20 protein-coding genes are annotated in these 18018 nt (G+C 60.0%); 14 read left to right on the forward strand and 6 right to left on the reverse strand.

The window, feature by feature from the left end; translation table 11 throughout:
- Window positions 1–37: 37 nt before the first annotated feature.
- From soxR to AB7M22_RS17900, 10 genes are all read left to right on the forward strand, one after another.
- Window positions 38–505, forward strand: a complete 468-nt coding sequence (soxR, locus tag AB7M22_RS17855) for a redox-sensitive transcriptional activator SoxR (RefSeq protein WP_454187292.1) — start codon at window positions 38–40, stop codon at window positions 503–505.
- Between the two features lie 246 nt (window positions 506–751).
- Window positions 752–1210, forward strand: a complete 459-nt coding sequence (locus AB7M22_RS17860; RefSeq protein ID WP_008006472.1) for a VOC family protein — start codon at window positions 752–754, stop codon at window positions 1208–1210.
- 335 nt (window positions 1211–1545) lie between these two features.
- Window positions 1546–2751, forward strand: coding sequence for a PepSY-associated TM helix domain-containing protein (locus tag AB7M22_RS17865; protein WP_454187293.1), 1206 nt, complete (start codon window positions 1546–1548; stop codon window positions 2749–2751).
- Window positions 2748–3290 (forward strand): thiamine pyrophosphate-binding protein, encoded by a 543-nt coding sequence (locus AB7M22_RS17870; RefSeq protein ID WP_454187294.1) that lies wholly within the window; start codon window positions 2748–2750, stop codon window positions 3288–3290. The genes AB7M22_RS17865 and AB7M22_RS17870 overlap by 4 nt, the downstream gene beginning before the upstream one ends.
- Window positions 3287–3607, forward strand: a complete 321-nt coding sequence (locus AB7M22_RS17875; RefSeq protein ID WP_454187295.1) for a hypothetical protein — start codon at window positions 3287–3289, stop codon at window positions 3605–3607. The genes AB7M22_RS17870 and AB7M22_RS17875 overlap by 4 nt, the downstream gene beginning before the upstream one ends.
- The gene (locus AB7M22_RS17880) at window positions 3604–4179 is read left to right on the forward strand and encodes a DUF6162 family protein (RefSeq protein WP_454187296.1); all 576 of its coding nucleotides are present in this window, start codon (window positions 3604–3606) and stop codon (window positions 4177–4179) included. The genes AB7M22_RS17875 and AB7M22_RS17880 overlap by 4 nt, the downstream gene beginning before the upstream one ends.
- 35 nt (window positions 4180–4214) lie before the next feature.
- Complete coding sequence (locus tag AB7M22_RS17885; RefSeq protein ID WP_454187297.1) at window positions 4215–5144, forward strand: metal ABC transporter substrate-binding protein; 930 nt, start codon at window positions 4215–4217, stop codon at window positions 5142–5144.
- Complete coding sequence (locus AB7M22_RS17890) at window positions 5141–5989, forward strand: metal ABC transporter ATP-binding protein (protein WP_454187298.1); 849 nt, start codon at window positions 5141–5143, stop codon at window positions 5987–5989. Before AB7M22_RS17885 ends, AB7M22_RS17890 begins: the two co-directional genes overlap by 4 nt.
- Window positions 5989–6888 (forward strand): metal ABC transporter permease, encoded by a 900-nt coding sequence (locus AB7M22_RS17895; RefSeq protein WP_007906536.1) that lies wholly within the window; start codon window positions 5989–5991, stop codon window positions 6886–6888. Before AB7M22_RS17890 ends, AB7M22_RS17895 begins: the two co-directional genes overlap by 1 nt.
- Window positions 6889–7806: a metal ABC transporter substrate-binding protein gene (locus AB7M22_RS17900; protein ID WP_454187299.1), complete on the forward strand. Its 918-nt coding sequence runs from the start codon at window positions 6889–6891 to the stop codon at window positions 7804–7806. It begins immediately after the preceding gene.
- A 185-nt stretch (window positions 7807–7991) separates the two neighbouring features.
- Here the strand turns inward: AB7M22_RS17900 and AB7M22_RS17905 are convergent, their stop codons facing one another.
- From AB7M22_RS17905 to AB7M22_RS17925, 5 genes are all read right to left on the reverse strand, one after another.
- Complete coding sequence (locus tag AB7M22_RS17905; protein WP_008006457.1) at window positions 7992–8219, reverse strand: MbtH family protein; 228 nt, start codon at window positions 8217–8219, stop codon at window positions 7992–7994.
- Between the two features lie 81 nt (window positions 8220–8300).
- On the reverse strand, window positions 8301–9713 hold the full coding sequence (locus AB7M22_RS17910; protein WP_454187300.1) for a diaminobutyrate--2-oxoglutarate transaminase: 1413 nt from the start codon (window positions 9711–9713) through the stop codon (window positions 8301–8303).
- Between the two features lie 143 nt (window positions 9714–9856).
- A complete protein-coding gene (locus tag AB7M22_RS17915) occupies window positions 9857–10342 on the reverse strand; it encodes a GNAT family N-acetyltransferase (protein ID WP_454187301.1) in 486 nt (161 codons plus the stop codon).
- 196 nt (window positions 10343–10538) lie between these two features.
- A complete protein-coding gene (locus tag AB7M22_RS17920; RefSeq protein ID WP_454187302.1) occupies window positions 10539–11864 on the reverse strand; it encodes an ATP-binding protein in 1326 nt (441 codons plus the stop codon).
- Window positions 11861–12541: a response regulator gene (locus tag AB7M22_RS17925; protein ID WP_448093627.1), complete on the reverse strand. Its 681-nt coding sequence runs from the start codon at window positions 12539–12541 to the stop codon at window positions 11861–11863. Before AB7M22_RS17925 ends, AB7M22_RS17920 begins: the two co-directional genes overlap by 4 nt.
- A 339-nt stretch (window positions 12542–12880) precedes the next feature.
- Here AB7M22_RS17925 and AB7M22_RS17930 point away from each other — a divergent pair, with 339 nt between their 5' ends.
- The 4 genes from AB7M22_RS17930 to dsbG all read left to right on the forward strand — a co-directional run bounded on the left by AB7M22_RS17930 (window position 12881) and on the right by dsbG (window position 17020).
- On the forward strand, window positions 12881–13573 hold the full coding sequence (locus tag AB7M22_RS17930; protein ID WP_454187303.1) for a hypothetical protein: 693 nt from the start codon (window positions 12881–12883) through the stop codon (window positions 13571–13573).
- 101 nt (window positions 13574–13674) lie between these two features.
- Window positions 13675–15411 (forward strand): protein-disulfide reductase DsbD, encoded by a 1737-nt coding sequence (gene dsbD / locus AB7M22_RS17935; protein ID WP_454187304.1) that lies wholly within the window; start codon window positions 13675–13677, stop codon window positions 15409–15411.
- Complete coding sequence (locus tag AB7M22_RS17940; protein ID WP_454187305.1) at window positions 15411–16277, forward strand: prolipoprotein diacylglyceryl transferase family protein; 867 nt, start codon at window positions 15411–15413, stop codon at window positions 16275–16277. The genes dsbD and AB7M22_RS17940 overlap by 1 nt, the downstream gene beginning before the upstream one ends.
- Complete coding sequence (gene dsbG / locus AB7M22_RS17945; protein WP_454187306.1) at window positions 16253–17020, forward strand: thiol:disulfide interchange protein DsbG; 768 nt, start codon at window positions 16253–16255, stop codon at window positions 17018–17020. The genes AB7M22_RS17940 and dsbG overlap by 25 nt, the downstream gene beginning before the upstream one ends.
- A 122-nt stretch (window positions 17021–17142) precedes the next feature.
- Here dsbG and AB7M22_RS17950 read toward each other — a convergent pair whose 3' ends face one another.
- A complete protein-coding gene (locus tag AB7M22_RS17950) occupies window positions 17143–17955 on the reverse strand; it encodes an alpha/beta fold hydrolase (protein WP_454187307.1) in 813 nt (270 codons plus the stop codon).
- Window positions 17956–18018: the final 63 nt, after the last annotated feature.

Raw genomic sequence — 18018 nt, forward strand, 5'->3', positions numbered from 1 at the left:
ACCTCGAGCTAACTAGAGGTCAAGGGGCATTTTTTAAATGATCACCTCGCAAAACCTGCATAAAGAACTGACCGTCGGCCAAGTCGCCGCCCGCAGTGGTGTGGCGGTCACCGCGCTGCACTTTTATGAATCCAAAGGCCTGATCAAAAGCAATCGCAATCAGGGCAATCAGCGGCGTTATCCGCGGGAAGTGTTGCGCCGGGTGGCATTGATCAAAGTGGCTCAGCGTTTGGGGATTCCGTTGGCGGAGATTGGCGAGGCGTTGAAATCCCTGCCGGATAACCGTGCACCGACGGCGGCGGACTGGAAAGTGTTGTCGGCGCAGTGGAGTCGGGATCTGGATGAGCGGATCAACCAGCTGACCTTGCTGCGGGACAGGCTTAATGGCTGCATCGGGTGCGGATGTTTGTCGACGGAGGCGTGTCCGCTGCGTAACTTTGGTGATGTGTTGGGTGAGCGCGGGCCGGGCGCGCAGCTGCTTGAGTCGGGGGTTGATCGGAAATAGCGGCGCGGCTATCGCGAGCGGGCTCGCTCCCACATTGGATCTGTTTTCAGACCCAATTCTCGTTCACGACACAAAACTATTGTGGGAGCGAGCCTGCTCGCGATGGCGTCCTGCCAGTCGATGGTGGTTTGGGAAGTAATCTGCTGCTCGTCGGGCACTCGGTTGCGGGAAAGGGGCTGACCTATAGTTATTCGACCGGAAATCGGCGAAGGAACACCTTAACCCCACAATAAAAGGAGAACCGTCATGAGCGTAAAACCTATTCCAGAGGGTTATCACAGCATCACCCCTTACCTGGGCATTCAGAAAGCTGCCGAAGCCATCGACTTCTACAAGAAGGCCTTTGGCGCCACCGAAGTCATGCGCCTGGCCATGCCCGATGGCGGCATCGGCCATGCTGAGCTGCGTATCGGCGACTGCCCGATCATGCTTGGCACACCCTGCGACCAAGGCCCACTGAGCAACCCGGACAACTCGCCATCCGTGGGGCTGCATCTGTATGTGAACGATGTGGACAAGTCCTTTAAACAAGCCATCGATGCCGGTGCCACGCAGGTGTCCGAGGTCAAGGATCAGTTTTATGGCGACCGTTCGGGGACTTTGAAGGATCCCTACGGGCATCTGTGGTTTCTGGCCACGCGCAAGGAGGATCTGACTCAGGAGCAGATCGAACAGCGGGCGAAGGAGATGTTTAAGCAGGGTTGAAATCTTCGGTGCCTGATCAGGCCCCATCGCGGGCAAGCCCGCTCCCACAGTGGCTTTGTGTACACCGTCCAATGTGGGAGCGGGCTTGCCCGCGATGGGGCCACCACGTTCAACATCAATGTAGACCGTCAGACGCCTTCCGCGAGCAAGCCCGCACAGGGCAGCAGAAACACGAAACATTTACTTTCATATCCCCTTTCGGGATTTTCGATGCTCATACGTCTTATTTAGATGCAGTCGGTCGCGTAGGCAAAAGCCACGGCCGGACTTTTTGTGGACCGTAACGCTGGGAAGCCCGCAGCAGAGGTCCTCTCATCGAAACAAGACCTTCAATCATGTCGAAGAAATCCCGCTCAAAACTCTGGTTTCTGGTCCATAGCTGGCTGGCGCTGCCCATCTGGTTCTTTGTGCTGATTGTCTGTGTGACCGGCACGCTGGCGGTGGTCAGTCAGGAAATCGTCTGGCTGGCCAACCCGCAAATGCGTGCCAGCGCGCCTTCGGACGACGCGCCGCTGCTCAACTATGACCAGATCGTCGCCGCCATCAAACAGGCCGAACCGCAAACGCTGGTTCAGAGCATCAGTCGCCCCGACGAGTCGCATTTCGCCCTCGACGTGGACGTCACTTACCCGGACGGACGTTCGGTGACGGTCTATGTGAACCCCTATAGCGGAGTGATTCAGGGCACCGCTCCACAATTCAATTTCAAGGCGTTCACGCGTGCACTGCATGGCTGGTGGCTGGTGCCGTTCACCAACGGCTACAGTTGGGGCTGGTATCTGGTGTCGTTCCTCGCGCTGCCGATGCTGGCGTCGCTGGTGACCGGGTTGGTGGTCTACAAACGATTCTGGAAAGGCTTCTTCCGGCCAACCCTGCGCATTCGCCATGGCGCGCGGATTTTCTGGGGCGACTTTCACCGGCTCAGCGGTATCTGGTCGATCTGGTTCATTGCGGTGATCTCGATCACCGGTGTCTGGTTCCTGATCAAGGCGATTCTGTTCGATAACCAGATTTCGATTACCACGGAACCGGTGGTGTCGGTCGTTTCGCGCGAAAGCGTCCCGTTGACCAGCACCGGCAAGCCGGCCCCGATGATCAGCCTGGAACAGGCGATCAAGGTCGCTCAGGAACAGATCCCCGGACTTGAAGCGAGTTTCGTCAGCCTGCCGGGCAACGCCTACAGCCACCTGTCAGTCGGTGGTCGAAGCTGGTATCCGCTGATGTTCCAGACGGCCGAGGTCAACCCGTACAACGGCGATATTGCCAGCACACGGCTGCTGTCCGATCGCACCAGCCTGGAATTCGTGACCGAGTCGATGCGTCCGTTGCACACCGGTGACTTTGGCGGGATCTGGATCAAGCTGATCTGGTTCTTCTTCGGTTTGTTGCTGAGCATGATGGTGCTCAGCGGCTTGCTGATCTGGACCAAACGCACCGCCCTGGCCACCGCCAATGCGTTCAAGCGCAACAACAAGGCTCCGCGCCCGGTGTCGAGACCGCAAACGGTCATGAACCGCCAGACTCCGGAGGGCAACCTGTGAGCAAGACGATCACTGCACCGCTGCCTTCGCGTGCGAGCCTGCTTTGGCGCAAATGGCGCTTCCACATCAACATTTTCTTGCTGCTGATCCCTTTGGGCTTCATGCCCAAATACTTTGCCGACGCCTCGCTGTTTCGCGGCGACAGCGGACTGGGGGAGCGGGAAATCGGCGAAATCCAGATCGGTCCCTGGAGCCTGCAACTGGCCGAACTGCGCAACGAGGCGCCCCTGTTGACTGGTCCCGCCGGCTACATGAAAGGCTTCAATGCAGCGCTCTGCGAGCGCTGTCGCGATCAGGTCAAGGCGACGTACCTGCGCATCGGCAAACCCCGCAGCCTGCGTGCGGCCGGGGTGATTTTCTTCGGTACGCCATACCGCATGGGCGCGATGCTGCCGGTGCCTGAAAAGACCAAAACCGACGCCGAGCTGTGGATCACCATGGAAGGCTGGGACGGCGCCATACATCAAGCGTCCATCCCCCTGAGCCAGGCATCCCCGGCCACCCTCGCCTGGCTGAACAAACAAGGAGGCAAACCATGATCAGCGTTTTTCGCCCCGTTCTATTGATGTTCTGCACCGCCTTCAGCGCCAGCGCCCTGGCCCATAACCCGATGTGCGAATGCAAGGCCATCGATGCCGAACAGATCCAGTGCACCGGCGGTTTCTCCGACGGCAGCGGCGCGCCGGGCGTGACCCTGGACGTGATCGGCTACGACGAAACCATTCTGGTGCCGGGCAAACTCGGCGCCGATTCGACCCTGACATTCAAGAAGCCCGGCGCCGAGTTCTACGTGCTGTTCGACGCCGGTCCCGGCCACGTCGTCGAGATCGACCAAGCGGACATCCAAGCCCCATGACTACACCAACCACGCACGTCATCCGCCCGGCCGGTGCCGGCCATGAAACCCTCTATGTGCTGCTGTTGTGCCTGATAATCCTGGCGATTGCCGGCTCGGTGGTCGCCTGGCGTGGCGAGGCTCAGGAAGTGAGCAGCGTTGGCAGCCATCAACTGGATGCCCGTCGTGACCTGAGCGCCTCCGAGCAAGGTATTTACGCCGACCTGCGGGTCACGCTGGATGAAATTCATCTGTTGCGTCAGGAACAGCAGGCGTTGCCCACACCCGCCATCCTCGCCGATGAAGGCTTTGCGCCGTTTGCCCGGGACGCCAGTTCCGTCAGCCGCGGTGGCCATGCCTGGCAGTTGCTGGACACCAAGGCCTACTTCGGCCAGAGCCAGGTCCCAACCGTGGCCGGTTCGTTTCTGATGCGCTTGACCGCTGAAGACGACACCGCGCCGGACATCTGGCTCAACCGCGCCAGCACCCTCAACGCCCCGAACGATCTCACCGACGCCGCGCTCAACGGCGCCGGCTGGCAGCAGATCGTCGCGCAATTCGATGCCGGCGTCACCCGCCAGCATCGGCATTGAACCCTCGCCTTCACCCGAGAGAAGACCGCTTTCCCATGCCTAGTTCATCTCAACGTCATTGCTTTTTGCGCCTGCTGCTGGTCGGTCTGTTTGCCTGTTTGCTGACACCTCTGGCCAGTGCCAATGAAGCCAAGCGCCTGCGCATCGGCATCACCCTGCACCCTTATTACAGTTACGTGGCCAACATCGTCGGTGACAAAGCCGAAGTGGTGCCGCTGATCCCGGCCGGTTTCAACCCGCATGCCTACGAGCCGCGGGCCGAAGACATCAAACGCATCAGTGGGCTGGACGTGGTCGTGCTCAACGGCGTGGGCCATGACGACTTCGCCGACCGCATGATCGCCGCCAGCGAAACCCCGAACATCAAGTTGATCGAAGCCAACGAAAACGTGCCCCTGCTGGCCGCCACCGGTGTCGCTGCCCGGGGGGCCGGCAAGGTGGTCAATCCGCACACGTTCCTGTCGATCAGTGCGTCCATTGCCCAGGTCAACAACATCGCCCGGGAACTGGGCAAGCTCGACCCGACCAACGCCAAGACCTACACCCAGAACGCCCGCGCCTACGGCAAACGCCTGCGGCAGATGCGCGCCGACGCCCTGGCAAAACTGACCCAGGCGCCGAACGCCGAACTGCGCGTGGCCACGGTGCATGCCGCCTACGATTATTTGCTGCGCGAGTTTGGCCTGGAAGTGACCGCCGTGGTCGAGCCGGCCCACGGTATCGAACCGAGTCCCAGCCAGCTGAAAAAGACCATCGATCAGCTGCGGGAACTGGATGTGAAAGTGATCTTCTCGGAGATGGATTTCCCGTCCACTTACGTCGAGACCATCCAGCGTGAATCGGGGGTGAAGCTGTATCCGCTGTCGCACATTTCCTACGGCGAATACACCGCCGACAAGTACGAAAAAGAAATGACCGGCAACCTCAACACCGTCGTCCGCGCGATTCAGGAGTCCGGCGCATGACCGCTAAAGAAACCATCAGCCCGACCGCCCCCGAATCCCCTGTGGGAGCGAGCCTGCTCGCGAAGGCGTCCAGTCAGTCAACATCATCGTTAAATGACACGCCGCATTCGCGAGCAAGCCCGCTCCCACAGGTTTCGGGGCCGACGCTGGATTTCGCCGAGGTCAGCCTCACGCTGGGACGCACGACGATCCTCGACAAGGTGACCTTCGAGGTTCGGCCCGGCAGCGTGCATGCACTGGTCGGCCCCAACGGTGGCGGCAAGAGTTCGCTGATCAAGACGTTGCTCGGGCAGATGCCGCATCAGGGCCGATTGAGCCTGCAATGGCCTGGGGAACCGGGAACCATCGGCTACGTGCCACAGGCGCTGGAGTTCGATCGCGGTTTACCGATGACCGTCGACGATTTCATGGCTGCCATGTGTCAGCGGCGCCCGGCGTTCCTCGGGTTGAGCAAACACTACGCGGCGGCCATCGGCGAAGCACTGGAACGGGTCGGCATGCAGGACAAGCGCAAGCGGCGCATGGGCGCGTTGTCTGGCGGTGAGCGCCAGCGCGTTTTGTTGGCCCAAGGGCTGATTCCGGCGCCGCAATTGCTGGTGCTCGATGAACCGATGTCGGCCCTCGATGAGGCCGGTATTCAAGTGTTCGAACGGCTACTGGGCGATTGGCGCCAGAGCGGCATCACCGTGCTGTGGATCGAGCATGATCTGGAAGCGGTCGGGCGACTGGCGGACCGGGTCACCGGGCTCAATCGCCGGGTGCTGTTCGATGCCACACCGAAGCAGGCACTGACCCCGGAGCGACTGCTGACCTTGTTCTCGACCCATCCCCGGAGCGCTGCCTGATGAGTTATGAAGCCTTTCGTTTGATGGTCCAGGGTTGGGCCTCATCAGGTTACCTGCCGGAAGCGCTGGCCTATGGATTTGTGGTCAACGCGCTGCTCGCCGGGCTGTTGATCGGCCCGGTGCTGGGCGGCTTGGGTACGCTGGTGGTGGTCAAGCGCTTCGCGTTTTTCTCCGAAGCAGTGGGCCATGCCGCGCTGACCGGGGTGGCCATCGGCATTCTGCTCGGTGAACCCTACACCGGGCCTTATGGCAGCCTGTTCGGTTACTGCCTGCTGTTTGGCATTTTGCTCAACTACCTGCGTAACCGCACGGGGCTGGCGCCGGATACTTTGATCGGTGTGTTTCTCTCCGTATCGCTGGCGCTTGGTGCGAGCCTGCTGCTGATCCTGGCCGGAAAGATCAACGTGCACATTCTGGAAAACGTGCTGTTCGGTTCAGTGCTGACAGTCAACGGCAATGACCTGCTGGTATTGGCGATCGTCGGTTCACTGGTGATGGCGCTGGCCCTGCCGCTGTACAACCGCATCATGCTTGCCAGTTTCAATCCGCAATTGGCGGCAGTACGCGGTGTGGCAGTGAAGACCCTGGATTACCTGTTCGTGATTCTGGTGACCTTGATCACGGTGGCAGCGGTGAAAGTTATCGGCGCGATCCTGGTCGGTGCGCTATTGGTGATTCCTGCGGCGGCCGCGCGATTGCTCAGTCAGTCGCTGAAGGGTTTCTTCTGGTGTTCGGTGCTGATCGCCACGGTGAGCACGCTGTGCGGAATCCTCGCGCCGATTGTCTTTGACCTGCCTATTCCGTCCGGTGCCGCGATCATTCTGGTGGCCGGTATCGCCTTCGCCCTGGCCGCGATTGCTCGCGGCATCGTCCCAAGTCTGAAAGGGAACCTCGGATAAATGTCTTTTTCTCTGCGTCAATTGACCTTGGCATTGACCTTCACATTGCCCCTGTGTGGGCTGGTCACCATACCGCTGCTGGCGGCTGACAGCGCCAAACCGTTACGCGTGCTCGCCTCCTTGCCCGTCACCTATGGCTTGGGCGAAGTCCTGCTCAAAGGCACCGATGTCAGCCTCGAACGTGCGGTGCCGGCCAACCTGCCCGGCAGTCGGCAGACCGCTTACTTCACCGGCCGTGGTGCCCCGGAGCTGGCCAAACTGGCGACCAACGCCGATGCGGTGATTGGTCTGCGGTCGCTGTGGGCGGATGACCCGCTGTACCCGATCTCACGGCGCAGCAATATCCGCATCATTGAAATCGACGCCGCCCGCCCGGTGGACGGCGCCCTGCCTGGTATCGCCGTGCAGCCTGGCAGCAAGGTCGACGGTTTGAACAGTCAGCCTTGGTTGGCCAGTAACAACATGGGCCGCATGGCGGATGTCATGGCGGCAGACCTGGTGCGCCTGGCGCCAGAAGCCAAACCGAAGATCGATGCCAACCTGGCAGCGCTCAAACAGCGTCTGCTCAAGCTCAGCGCCGACAGCGAGTCACGCTTGGCCAATGCCGACAACCTGAGTGTGATGAGCCTGAGCGATCATTTCGGCTACCTGATCGGCGGCCTTAATCTTGAGCTGATCGGCCTCGATGCACGGCCGGATGCCGAGTGGACGCCCGAAGCGCTGACGCAATTGGGCGCAACGCTCAAAAACAATGATGTGGCGGTGGTGCTGCATCATCGCCAGCCGTCGGATGCGGTAAAAGCGGTGATTACAGAGGCTGGCAGTCGGTTGCTGGTATTGAGTGTCGATGCGGCGGATCCGGTGGCTGAATTGGAAGGGAATGTGGATTTGGTGATTAAAGGGTTGAACGGTGCGTAACGTCAGTTAGACCGCGTTATCGTTCTTCGCGGGCAAGCCTCGCTCCTACAGTTTTTGTATTGATCACGGTATGTGTGGACACCCCAAACCCTGTAGGAGCGAGGCTTGCCCGCGAAGGCAATTTCAAGCCATGAAAAAGCCCACTGACCGTCACCGGTTCAGCGGGCTTCTTTTTGCGCGGTGACTCAGTGAGCCACAGCCGCCTGTTCTTCCATTTTCTGGCGCAGGCTCAGTGGACGCATGTCGGTCCAGACTTCTTCGATGTAGGCCAGGCATTCCTTTTTCATCCCGCTCTTGCCCACGGTGCGCCAGCCTTGTGGCACGGCCTTGTAGTCGGGCCAGATCGAGTATTGCTCTTCGTGGTTGACCACGACCTGAAAGAGGATGTCCTCGCGGTCGAATACTGACGTCATGCTGTCTCTCCATCGCTGTAGGGTGGGCTGCACGCCGTGCGCAGCCGTTATGTAGAAGGAACGTTCAAGGCACCAAAAAATTTAGAGAGTGGCGATGGCTGCAGCCATGGCCCGGCCGAAAATGTCGGCCACCCGATCGATTTCTGCTGCTGTGATCACCAGCGGCGGCAAGAAACGCACGACACCGCCGTGACGCCCGCCCAATTCGAGGATCAACCCACGCTTGAGGCATTCGCGCTGCACCAGCGGTGCCAGACGAGCGAATATCGGTGGATGACCCTGAGCATCCGACACGCCAGCCGGATCGACCAGCTCGACGCCCAGCATCAAGCCACGTCCGCGAATATCGCCCAATTGCGGGAAGTCCCGCTGCAGGATGTGCAGGTGCTCACTCAAGCGTTCGCCCATGGCGGCGGCGTGCTCGCACACCTTGTGCTCCGCCAGGTAGCGCATCACCGCAGAGCCTGCGGCCATGGCCATCTGATTACCGCGGAAGGTCCCGGCATGGGCGCCCGGCAGCCAGGTGTCGAGCCAGTCGCGATAGACCACCACCGCCAGCGGCAGGCTGCCGCCGATGGCTTTGGACAGCACCACCACGTCCGGAATGATCCCGGCGTGCTCAAAGGCGAACATCTTGCCGGTGCGGGCGAAACCGCTCTGGATTTCATCGACGATCAGCGCTACGCCGGCCTTCTCGGTGATGCGGCGCAAACCGCGCAGCCAATCGAGATCAGCCGGAATCACCCCGCCCTCACCCTGCACCGCTTCGACGATCACGGCAGCGGGCAATTGCACGCCGGCCTCTGGATCATTCAGCAGGTTTTCCAGGTAATTCAGGTTGACCTGCACCCCCTGCGCGCCGCCGAGCCCGAACGGGCAACGGTAATCGTAGGGATACGGCATGAACTGCACGCCATTGCTGAGCAACGCACCCAACGGTTTTTTCGGCCCCAGGCTGCCCATCAGGCTCAGCGCGCCCTGGCTCATGCCGTGGTAACCGCCCTGGAACGACAACACGGTGCTGCGCCCGGTGGCGGTGCGCACCAGTTTCAGCGCGGCTTCCACCGCATCGGTGCCAGTGGGCCCGCAAAACTGAATTTTGGCTTCAGCGGCCAATGCCTGTGGCAACAGACCGAACAGGTCCTGGACAAACTGATCCTTGACCGGCGTGGTCAGGTCGAGGGTGTGCAGCGGCAGTTCATCGGTCAGCACTTGCTGGATCGCTTCGATCACCACCGGGTGGTTGTGCCCCAGGGCCAGCGTCCCCGCACCGGCCAGGCAATCGATGAAACTGCGGCCTTCGACGTCCTCGACATAAATGCCCTTGGCACGCTTGAGTGCCAAGGGAATACGCCGCGGGTAGCTGCGTGCGTTCGATTCCTGCTGGCTCTGACGGGCCAACAGCGGCGATTCGTTGAACTGATAAAGCGTCTCGGCCGGCGTCGGGAGGATCCGGGCCGGCTGATCTTCGATAAGGCTGGTAGCGACTGACATCTCTCGACCCCTCAATACGCTGTTGATAGTGACCAAAACTGCACACCGGGCAGGTGCGCGTTCCGGTCACGGGGCGCACTTGCAGGTTTTCCTGTTCTGGAAACGCATCAGGACCTCAAGGATTTAGCCCCTCGATCAGCTTTCTATGAAGGTGGCGACAGCGCCTTGTGCATGGGAATGGCGTGGAGTCCCGCCACAGTGAAGGTTTCAGCGCAAGCCCGGTAACCCAGACGGTGGTAGAACGCCTCACCGGTACGGGTGCTGTTGAGCCGCGCCTGAGGTAAACCGCGAGCGATCAACCACGTCTCGAGGTCCTGCACCAACGCTTGTCCGGCGCCTCGCCGAAACCATTCCGGTTGCACGTAGCAAAACGCGACCTTGCCGCTGATCGCCGCCATCGCGACGCCGATCGGTTTGTCCTGCAGCAGGGCGATGTTCAGGTACAACCGCGGGTCGGCGAGCCAGGGCTGCACGTGTTCGATGGTTTTGTTATGGGTCCAGGTGGCGACGGTTCGCGGATCGTTGCGGTGATCGAGCGCGCAGCCGACGCGAATAGACCGCTCGACGATGCGGCTGATGATGCCGGCGTCGGCAGGCGTTGCCTTGCAGATGTTTATCGATGCATCCATGGCGCTGTTACCTCAATCCATTGAGTCAAAGCTGCCGGGGACGATAACGTTGTGGGAGTCGGGTGGCTAATGGAGAGACGTTACATTTGGTGTGTATGGAAGATTGCTTTCGCGGGCAAGCCTCGCTCCTACAGGTCCGCGCTGATTTCGAAATCGACACTAACCCTGTAGGAGCGAGGCTTGCCCGCGAAGGCCATCACACCGGTTGCAGAGGCATGGTCAGTTCGACCCGCAAGCCATCCGGCCGGCTGTCGAAATGCAAGGTACAGCCGCAGCGCTGGACGATGGCCTGGACAATCGCCAGGCCGAGGCCGCAACCGGTGCTCTGGGCGTTGCGCCAGAAGCGTTGGGTCAGGTGTTGCAGGTCGTCTTCGGCAATCCCCGGGCCGTGATCTCGGACCAAAAAGCGCACGCGATTGTCGGTGGTCTCCAGGCTCAGCTCCACCGCCCCTTCGCCCGGGGTATGGCGCAGGGCGTTGTCGAGCAAGTTGCGCAACGCAGCAATCGACAGCACTGCGGGCATTTGCAGCGGCGCATCGGAGGATTTGACTGGCATCTGAAACTTGATCCGCTGACGATCACCGCTGGTCGCATCCTGAATCGCCAGTTTCGCCACCTGCTCGGCGCTGCATTGCACGCCATCATCGAACGACAGACTGCCCTCGACGCGCGCCAGCAGCAGCAATTGTTCAAGCGTGCGGTGCAGCCGGTCGGCGCCCTCTTCGGCCCGGGCCAAGGACTGATCCCGGGCACTGCCTTCGGTCATGCGCGCCACCTGCAAGTGGGTCTTGATGGCGGTCAGTGGGCTACGCAACTCATGTGCGGCATCACCGGTCAGGCGCCGTTCGCGCTCGATGGTCTTGCCGATGCGCTGGAACAACTGATTCTGGGTTTCCAGCAGCGGCTGCAGTTCGCTGGGCAACGGCTGAATCTGCAACGGCTCCAGAGAATCGGCGCTGCGTCGCATCAACGCATCGCGCATACGATTGAGCGGTGCCAGCCCTTGACCGATGCCGAGCCACAACAGGCACAGGCAACCAAGTAGCGCCACGCCGACCGGTACCGAGGCCGCCAGCAGAATGGACATGTTCAGCGCTTCGCGCTCGATTTGCCGGTCTGCGGTGGTAATGCGCACATCACCACGCGCCAGGGTGAAGCTGCGCCATGGTGCGCCGTCGATCATTTGATCGTGAAAGCCCATTTTTTCGGCTTCCAGGGTTTGTTCGGGGCTACTGTGGCTGCGCGCCAGGATTTCACCGCGCAACGAGCTGACCTGACAGGCCATGCCGCCAGGGATGCTCAGCTGTTCAGCGCTGAAATGGGTCCCTTCGCCCTTGCTCGGCAACGCCGGCAGTTGCTCCAGCAGCCCGGCCACCATCCGCGCCGACGCCACCAGCCGCTGGTCCAGGGAAAACATCATCTGGTTGCGCAGATCACTGAGCATCCAGGCGGCGGCCAGGGCCCAGATCAGCGCAAACGCGGCGCCGAGGGTCAGGCTCAACCGCAAACGCAGGCTCATCACTTCGATTGCTCTCCACCATCGGCCGGCCCCAGGCGATAGCCCAGGCCGCGCACGGTCTCGACAATGCCATTGCCGAGTTTGCGCCGCAGGTGATGGATATGCACGTTGAGGGCGTTGCTTTCCAGTTCGTCGTTGAAACCGTAGACGCTGTCTTTCAATTGCTCGGTGGACAGCACCCGGCCACGGTTGTGCAGCAAGGCCTGCAACAGTGACTGTTCGCGACGGGAAAGGTCCACCGGCTGACCGCCGAGCATGGTTTCGCGGCTGCTCGGGTCGTAGGTCAGACGGCCGTGTTCGATCAGGTTGACGCTGCGCCCCGCCACTCGTCGCAGCAAGGTGTGCAGGCGGGCGGCAAGTTCGCGCAGGTCGAACGGTTTGAGCAAGTAGTCGTCGGCGCCCGCTTGCAGGCCGTCGACCCGGTCGGTGACCGAATCCCGCGCAGTGAGGATCAGCACCGGGATTTCCAGGCCATGATGGCGCAATTGCTGCAACAGCTTCAGGCCGTCTTCATCGGGCAGACCGAGATCGAGCACCATGACGTCGAATTCGGCAACCTTGAGCATCGCACGGGCTGCCGAGGCGGTGGCGACATGCTCCACGGTCAAGCCTTGGGCAGTAAGCCCGGCAACGATGCCGCTGGCGATCAGTTCATCGTCTTCGCAAACCAATACGTGCATGGAAGCTCCCTGAGCAAAAATACGAGTCAAACAGGTGAGGATTAAGGCCAAATTATGACGAGTGATACGACGGACGAGAAGCGTATTCGTGATCTTTAACCAAAGACACAAATTGCCCAATGACGACAAACAACATTCAACCCATATACTTTCAGTCAATCCGAAACACCCATTTCGGTTTTAACTAGAAACACACAACCCCACTAAAACATATTTTAAACTTCAATTTTTTACATTAGTCTGGCACCACCAAATGGCAGTACCCACACAATCAAAATACATTTAACAAATCGCCTACACAAGAAAGCCAACTTAAAATCAATTGAAAGGAATCAAACAATGATAACTATGAAAAACTTCGTCGCCGTCGACTGGCGCAGTGGTCCCGATCGCATTTATTTCTTCTTCAAGGACACTAACACCTACTCTCGCTTTAACCTTGGAGACAACAGTGTCGAGGATAATCACCCCACCGCTGTTGACGATCACTGGGATGACTTCGACAAACACGTGAAAGACCTGCGCTTTGGATTCAACACCTCGGGCCTTAATTGGAAGCAGGTTAACGACGGCGATATAGTTTGGCTTTTCTACTACGAAGGCAATACACCGATGGTATGCAAGTACAAACAATCGAGTGACAAGGTTGTTTTCAAAAAGCCAGTTTCACAAACGGAGTGGGCGGTATTGCTACCTTATTTCGACCGAATCGTCGGTGTCATGTGGAATGAAAATGCGGACACCAAGCACACTTTCTGGATACTGTTGAACGACGGAAACTATATTACCTATAGTCCATGGTCGGAAATACTGTGGGTCTACCCCCTCAAAAACTCTCCATGGCAGAAACTTGAGCAATACAAAGACCGCATGATTACCGCGGTCTTGAACGACCACCCCCTGTTCGAAATTTATTTCTACATCTTCCTGACCGATAATGAATACCTGAGGTATGACGTTGAACATGGAGTACAGGGCCCGATCTCTGTCGATGAAGACTCGTGGCCGGGTTTGATTCCCGATGGACTGTAATAGGATATCGCTTCCTCGATTGTCACGTAGGACGCGGTTAATCATCGGTTAATCGCCGCCCGCCACTGTGCACCTCACTTGCACAGGGATAAGGCTTACCCATGCGTCGACTGTTTTTATTCTTTGTTCTCTTGATCTCGGGTATGGCCCAGGCAGGAACGAATCCGTTCGAGACCAAACCCGATTTTCTCCCGGTGGAAAAAGCGTTCATCTTCACCTCCGAGCGCCTTGAATCCGGGGAAACCCAGCTCTATTGGCAAATTGCCGACAATTATTACCTGTATCAGAAACGCCTGAAATTCGACGGTCTGGCCCCGAAGCAGATGCCGGTGCTACCGGAGGGCGAGTCCCACAGCGACGAGTTCTTCGGCGAACAGCAGGTCTATCGCCAGGGTCTGGAGCTGAGGATCCCGGCCGGTGCCACCGGTCAGATCAAAGTGGGCTTCCAGGGCTGCGCCGATGCCGGTTTGTGTTATCCGCCACAGACTCAAGTCGTCGATCTTGGCGCCAGCAATGTCCTTACCGCGTTTAATGAAGAGGCGCCCGACCAGGCCCTGGCCAGCGGCCTGCAACAACGGGCGCTGGGCTGGAGCCTATTGGTGTTCTTCGGCCTGGGGCTGCTGCTGGCGTTCACGCCTTGCTCGTTGCCGATGCTGCCGATTCTGGCGGGGTTGATCGTCGGCAGTGGTGCCACACCCAAGCGCGGTTTTGCGCTGGCCGGCAGCTACGTGATCAGCATGGCGCTGGTGTATGCGGCGATGGGCGTTCTGGCGGCGCTGCTCGGGGCGAACCTTCAGGCACTGCTGCAAAACCCTTGGTTGCTCGGCAGCTTTGCGGCGGTGTTCGTGCTGCTGGCCTTGCCGATGTTCGGTTTCTTCGAGCTGCAGTTGCCGGTGGCGGTACGTGATCGACTGGAACATGTTTCGCGCAATCAGCGCGGTGGCAGCCTGATCGGTGCCGGTGTGCTCGGGGCTTTGTCCGGCCTGCTGGTGGGACCGTGCATGACCGCCCCATTGGCCGGCGCCCTGCTCTATATCGCCCAAAGCGGCAATGCGCTGCATGGCGGGCTGATTCTGTTCGCCATGGGCATCGGCATCGGTGTGCCGCTGTTGTTGCTGGTGACCGTCGGCAATCGTTTCCTGCCCAAACCTGGCGCCTGGATGAACCTGCTCAAAGGTGTGTTCGGCTTCCTGTTCCTCGCTACTGCGCTGCTGATGCTGCGTCCGGTGCTGGATGAATCGCTGTGGCTCGGATTGTGCGGCGCGTTGTTGTTGATCGCCGCCTACAGCGCCTGGAAGCAGTCACAAGGCTTTGGCCGCGTCGCCCATCTATTCGGCGCCAGTTCGCTGCTGTTGGGGCTGTGGGGCAGCTTGCTGGTGGTCGGTGCGGCGGGAGGCAGTGACGATCCATATCAGCCGTTGCAGGTGTACAGCGCCGGCCGTACCGACGCCGCCGCGCCGAGTGCTCATGATGCATTCACGACGATCAAGGAACCCGCCGTCCTGCAACGCGAACTCGATGCGGCCAAGGCCCAGGGCCAATGGGTGCTGCTGGACTACTACGCCGACTGGTGTGTGTCGTGCAAAGTCATGGAAAAACAGGTCTTCGGCAAACCGCAGGTACTGCAAGCGCTCAGCGATGTGCGCTTGCTACGGCTGGACGTCACCGCCGACAATGCCGCCAGCCGCAAATTGCTCGGCCGCTATAAAGTGCCGGGGCCGCCAAGCTTCTTGTGGATCGGCCCCGACGGCGAAGAGCGCCGCAGCCAGCGCATCACCGGTGAGGTCGATGCCGGCACCTTCCTGCAACGCTGGACCACCACCCGAGACGCTCGTTAATGCTGACCTTTACCCTCGGCACCTTTGCCATCGCGCTTAATCACCTGCTGCTGATCAGTGCCCTGGCGCTGGCGACCTTTGTCGGCTGGCGGGTGGCCAAGCGTGGCGGCGAGAACCCGGAGTCGGTGCTGTTCAGCCTGTTCCTGCTGGGCATGCTGGCGGCCCGGGTCGGTTTCGTGATTGCCTACTGGGCGCAGTATCGCAACGATCCGTGGCAGATCATCGACCTGCGCGACGGTGGTTTCCTCGCCTGGCCGGGGGTGGTCGTGTTGTTGCTTGCTGCGTTGTATCGAGGCTGGCGTCGCCCGGGCATGCGCCGGCCGTTGGGCTTTGGCGTGGTCAGCGGCCTGGCGTTCTGGCTGCTGGCGACGTTCTCCCTGAACATTTATGAACAAGGCACACGCCTGCCGCAGATCACCCTGCGCAATGCCGCTGGCCAAACCATACAGCTCAGCGACTACCAGGGCGGTCCGCTGGTGATCAACCTTTGGGCCACCTGGTGCCCGCCATGCCGCCGGGAAATGCCGGTACTGGAAAACGCCCAGCAACAGCGTCCGGACCTGACCTTCCTGTTCGTCAACCAGGCCGAAAGCATGCAGAGCGTCGCCACCTTCCTCGAAACCCAGGGCCTGAGCCTGACCAACGTGCTGTTCGATGGCAGCGGTCGATTGAGTCAGGCCGTGGGTTCCATGGCATTGCCGACTACGCTGTTCTATAGCCCTGACGGCTACCTGTTGGGCAGCCATCTGGGCGAACTCTCTGAAGCCAGCCTGGCCCGCGCCCTGGAAAACTTCGACACCCCGAACCCGGCCACCTCGGCCACGCCTTCAAGGAAATTACCATGCTCCGCCTCCGCCACCTGCTGACGTTGACCCTGGGTGCCGCCCTGCTGCACTTGCCGTCGGTACAGGCTGAAGAGTTGCCTGCAGCGATCAAGAAGATCGAAGCCAAAGGCGCCAAAATTGTTGGCACCTTCGACGCACCCGACGGCCTGCGCGGTTATGCAGCGCAGTACCAGAACCGCGGCATGGCGCTGTACCTGACCCCAGACGGCAAACATGTACTGCTGGGCAATTTGTACGACGCCGAAGGCAATGACCTGAGCAGCGCGCCGTTGCAGAAACTGGTCTACGCGCCGATGGCCAAGGAAGTCTGGGGCAAGATGGAAGCGAGCAACTGGATCGGTGACGGCAACAAGGATGCACCGCGAATCGTCTATCTGTTCAGTGACCCGAATTGCCCGTACTGCAACATGTTCTGGGAACAGGCGCGGCCGTGGGTCAAGGCTGGCAAGGTGCAATTACGGCACATCATGGTCGGCATCATTCGCGAAGACAGCCCGGGTAAATCCGCCGCGCTGCTGGCCGCCAAGGATCCGCAAAAAGCGTTGGCAGACCATGAGAAAGCCGGCAAAGACAGTTCGCTCAAGGCACTGAAAGATGTGCCGCCGGCCATTCAGGCGAAACTCGCGGCGAACATGCAGTTGATGGAAGACCTGGAACTGGCTGCCACCCCGGCAATTTTCTACATGGATGACAACGGCCAGCTGCAACAGCAGCAAGGCGCGCCGTCGCCGGATAAATTGATGCAGATTCTAGGGCCTAAGTAATCCCCGCTGGCCTCTTCGCGGGCAAGCCTCGCTCCTACAGGATTTGTGTAATTCGCGATTATTGCGAACGACTCGATCGCTGTAGGAGCGAGGCTTGCCCGCGAAGACGTCCGCTTGATCGACTAAATTCTCTCAGCCAAAAACTTCAGCAGTGCCTCTGTAACAAACTGCGGATTCTCCAGATTGGAGATATGCCCCGCCTCCGGCACCAGCACATACGGGCAACCGATCAACTCGGCCATTTCTCTGGTTTCCGACGGTGGTCGCGGTTTGTCCTGATCGCCACACATCAACAGCGTGGTTTCAGGGTTCAGTTCATCCAGGCGCGGCAACAGATCATCACGACCAAAGGTAATCCGCCCCATCGGCACGATGCTTTCACGCAAGCGGTCGGCCGGCAGCGCAGCCAGTTTGGCGCGGAAACCCTGATACAGCGCCGACTGCGGATCGATGCCCGGACGGAAGAAGATCGGCACAATAATGTCGAGCAGTTGCGGCGAGATCACACCGCTGTCTTCGATCTGCTGGAACAGCGAGAAATAGTATTGGCGAGTCGGTTCCGGCTCGACGCCGACGTAGGTGTCCATCAGCACCAGACCATTGAGCCGCTGCGGTGCTGACAGCGCCAGTCGAACGCCCCACATGGCACCGACCGAAAGACCGACCAGCGTGACCTTATGGATATCCAGATGATCGAGCAATGCCAGGGCCTGGCGTGCTACGTCATCCAGCGACTTTGTGCATTCGGGCATCCGCCCGGATTTGCCATGGTCCCACAGGTCCAGGGCGATGACCCGATAGTGCTGCGACAGCGCCGCAATCTGCGGCGCCCACATGGCTTGGTCCCACAGGTAACTGCCGGCCAGCAGTACCGCAGGGCCTTTGCCTTGATCTATGTAGTGAAGCGCCTGTCCATCAACCGTTGCGAAGGGCATCGACTGTCTCCCTGGTGAAATAATATCCATTGAAAAAGCACAGGAAGACTGAGCCGCGTGGGA

This window comes from Pseudomonas sp. ADAK2 TE3594 (genome assembly GCF_053628675.1).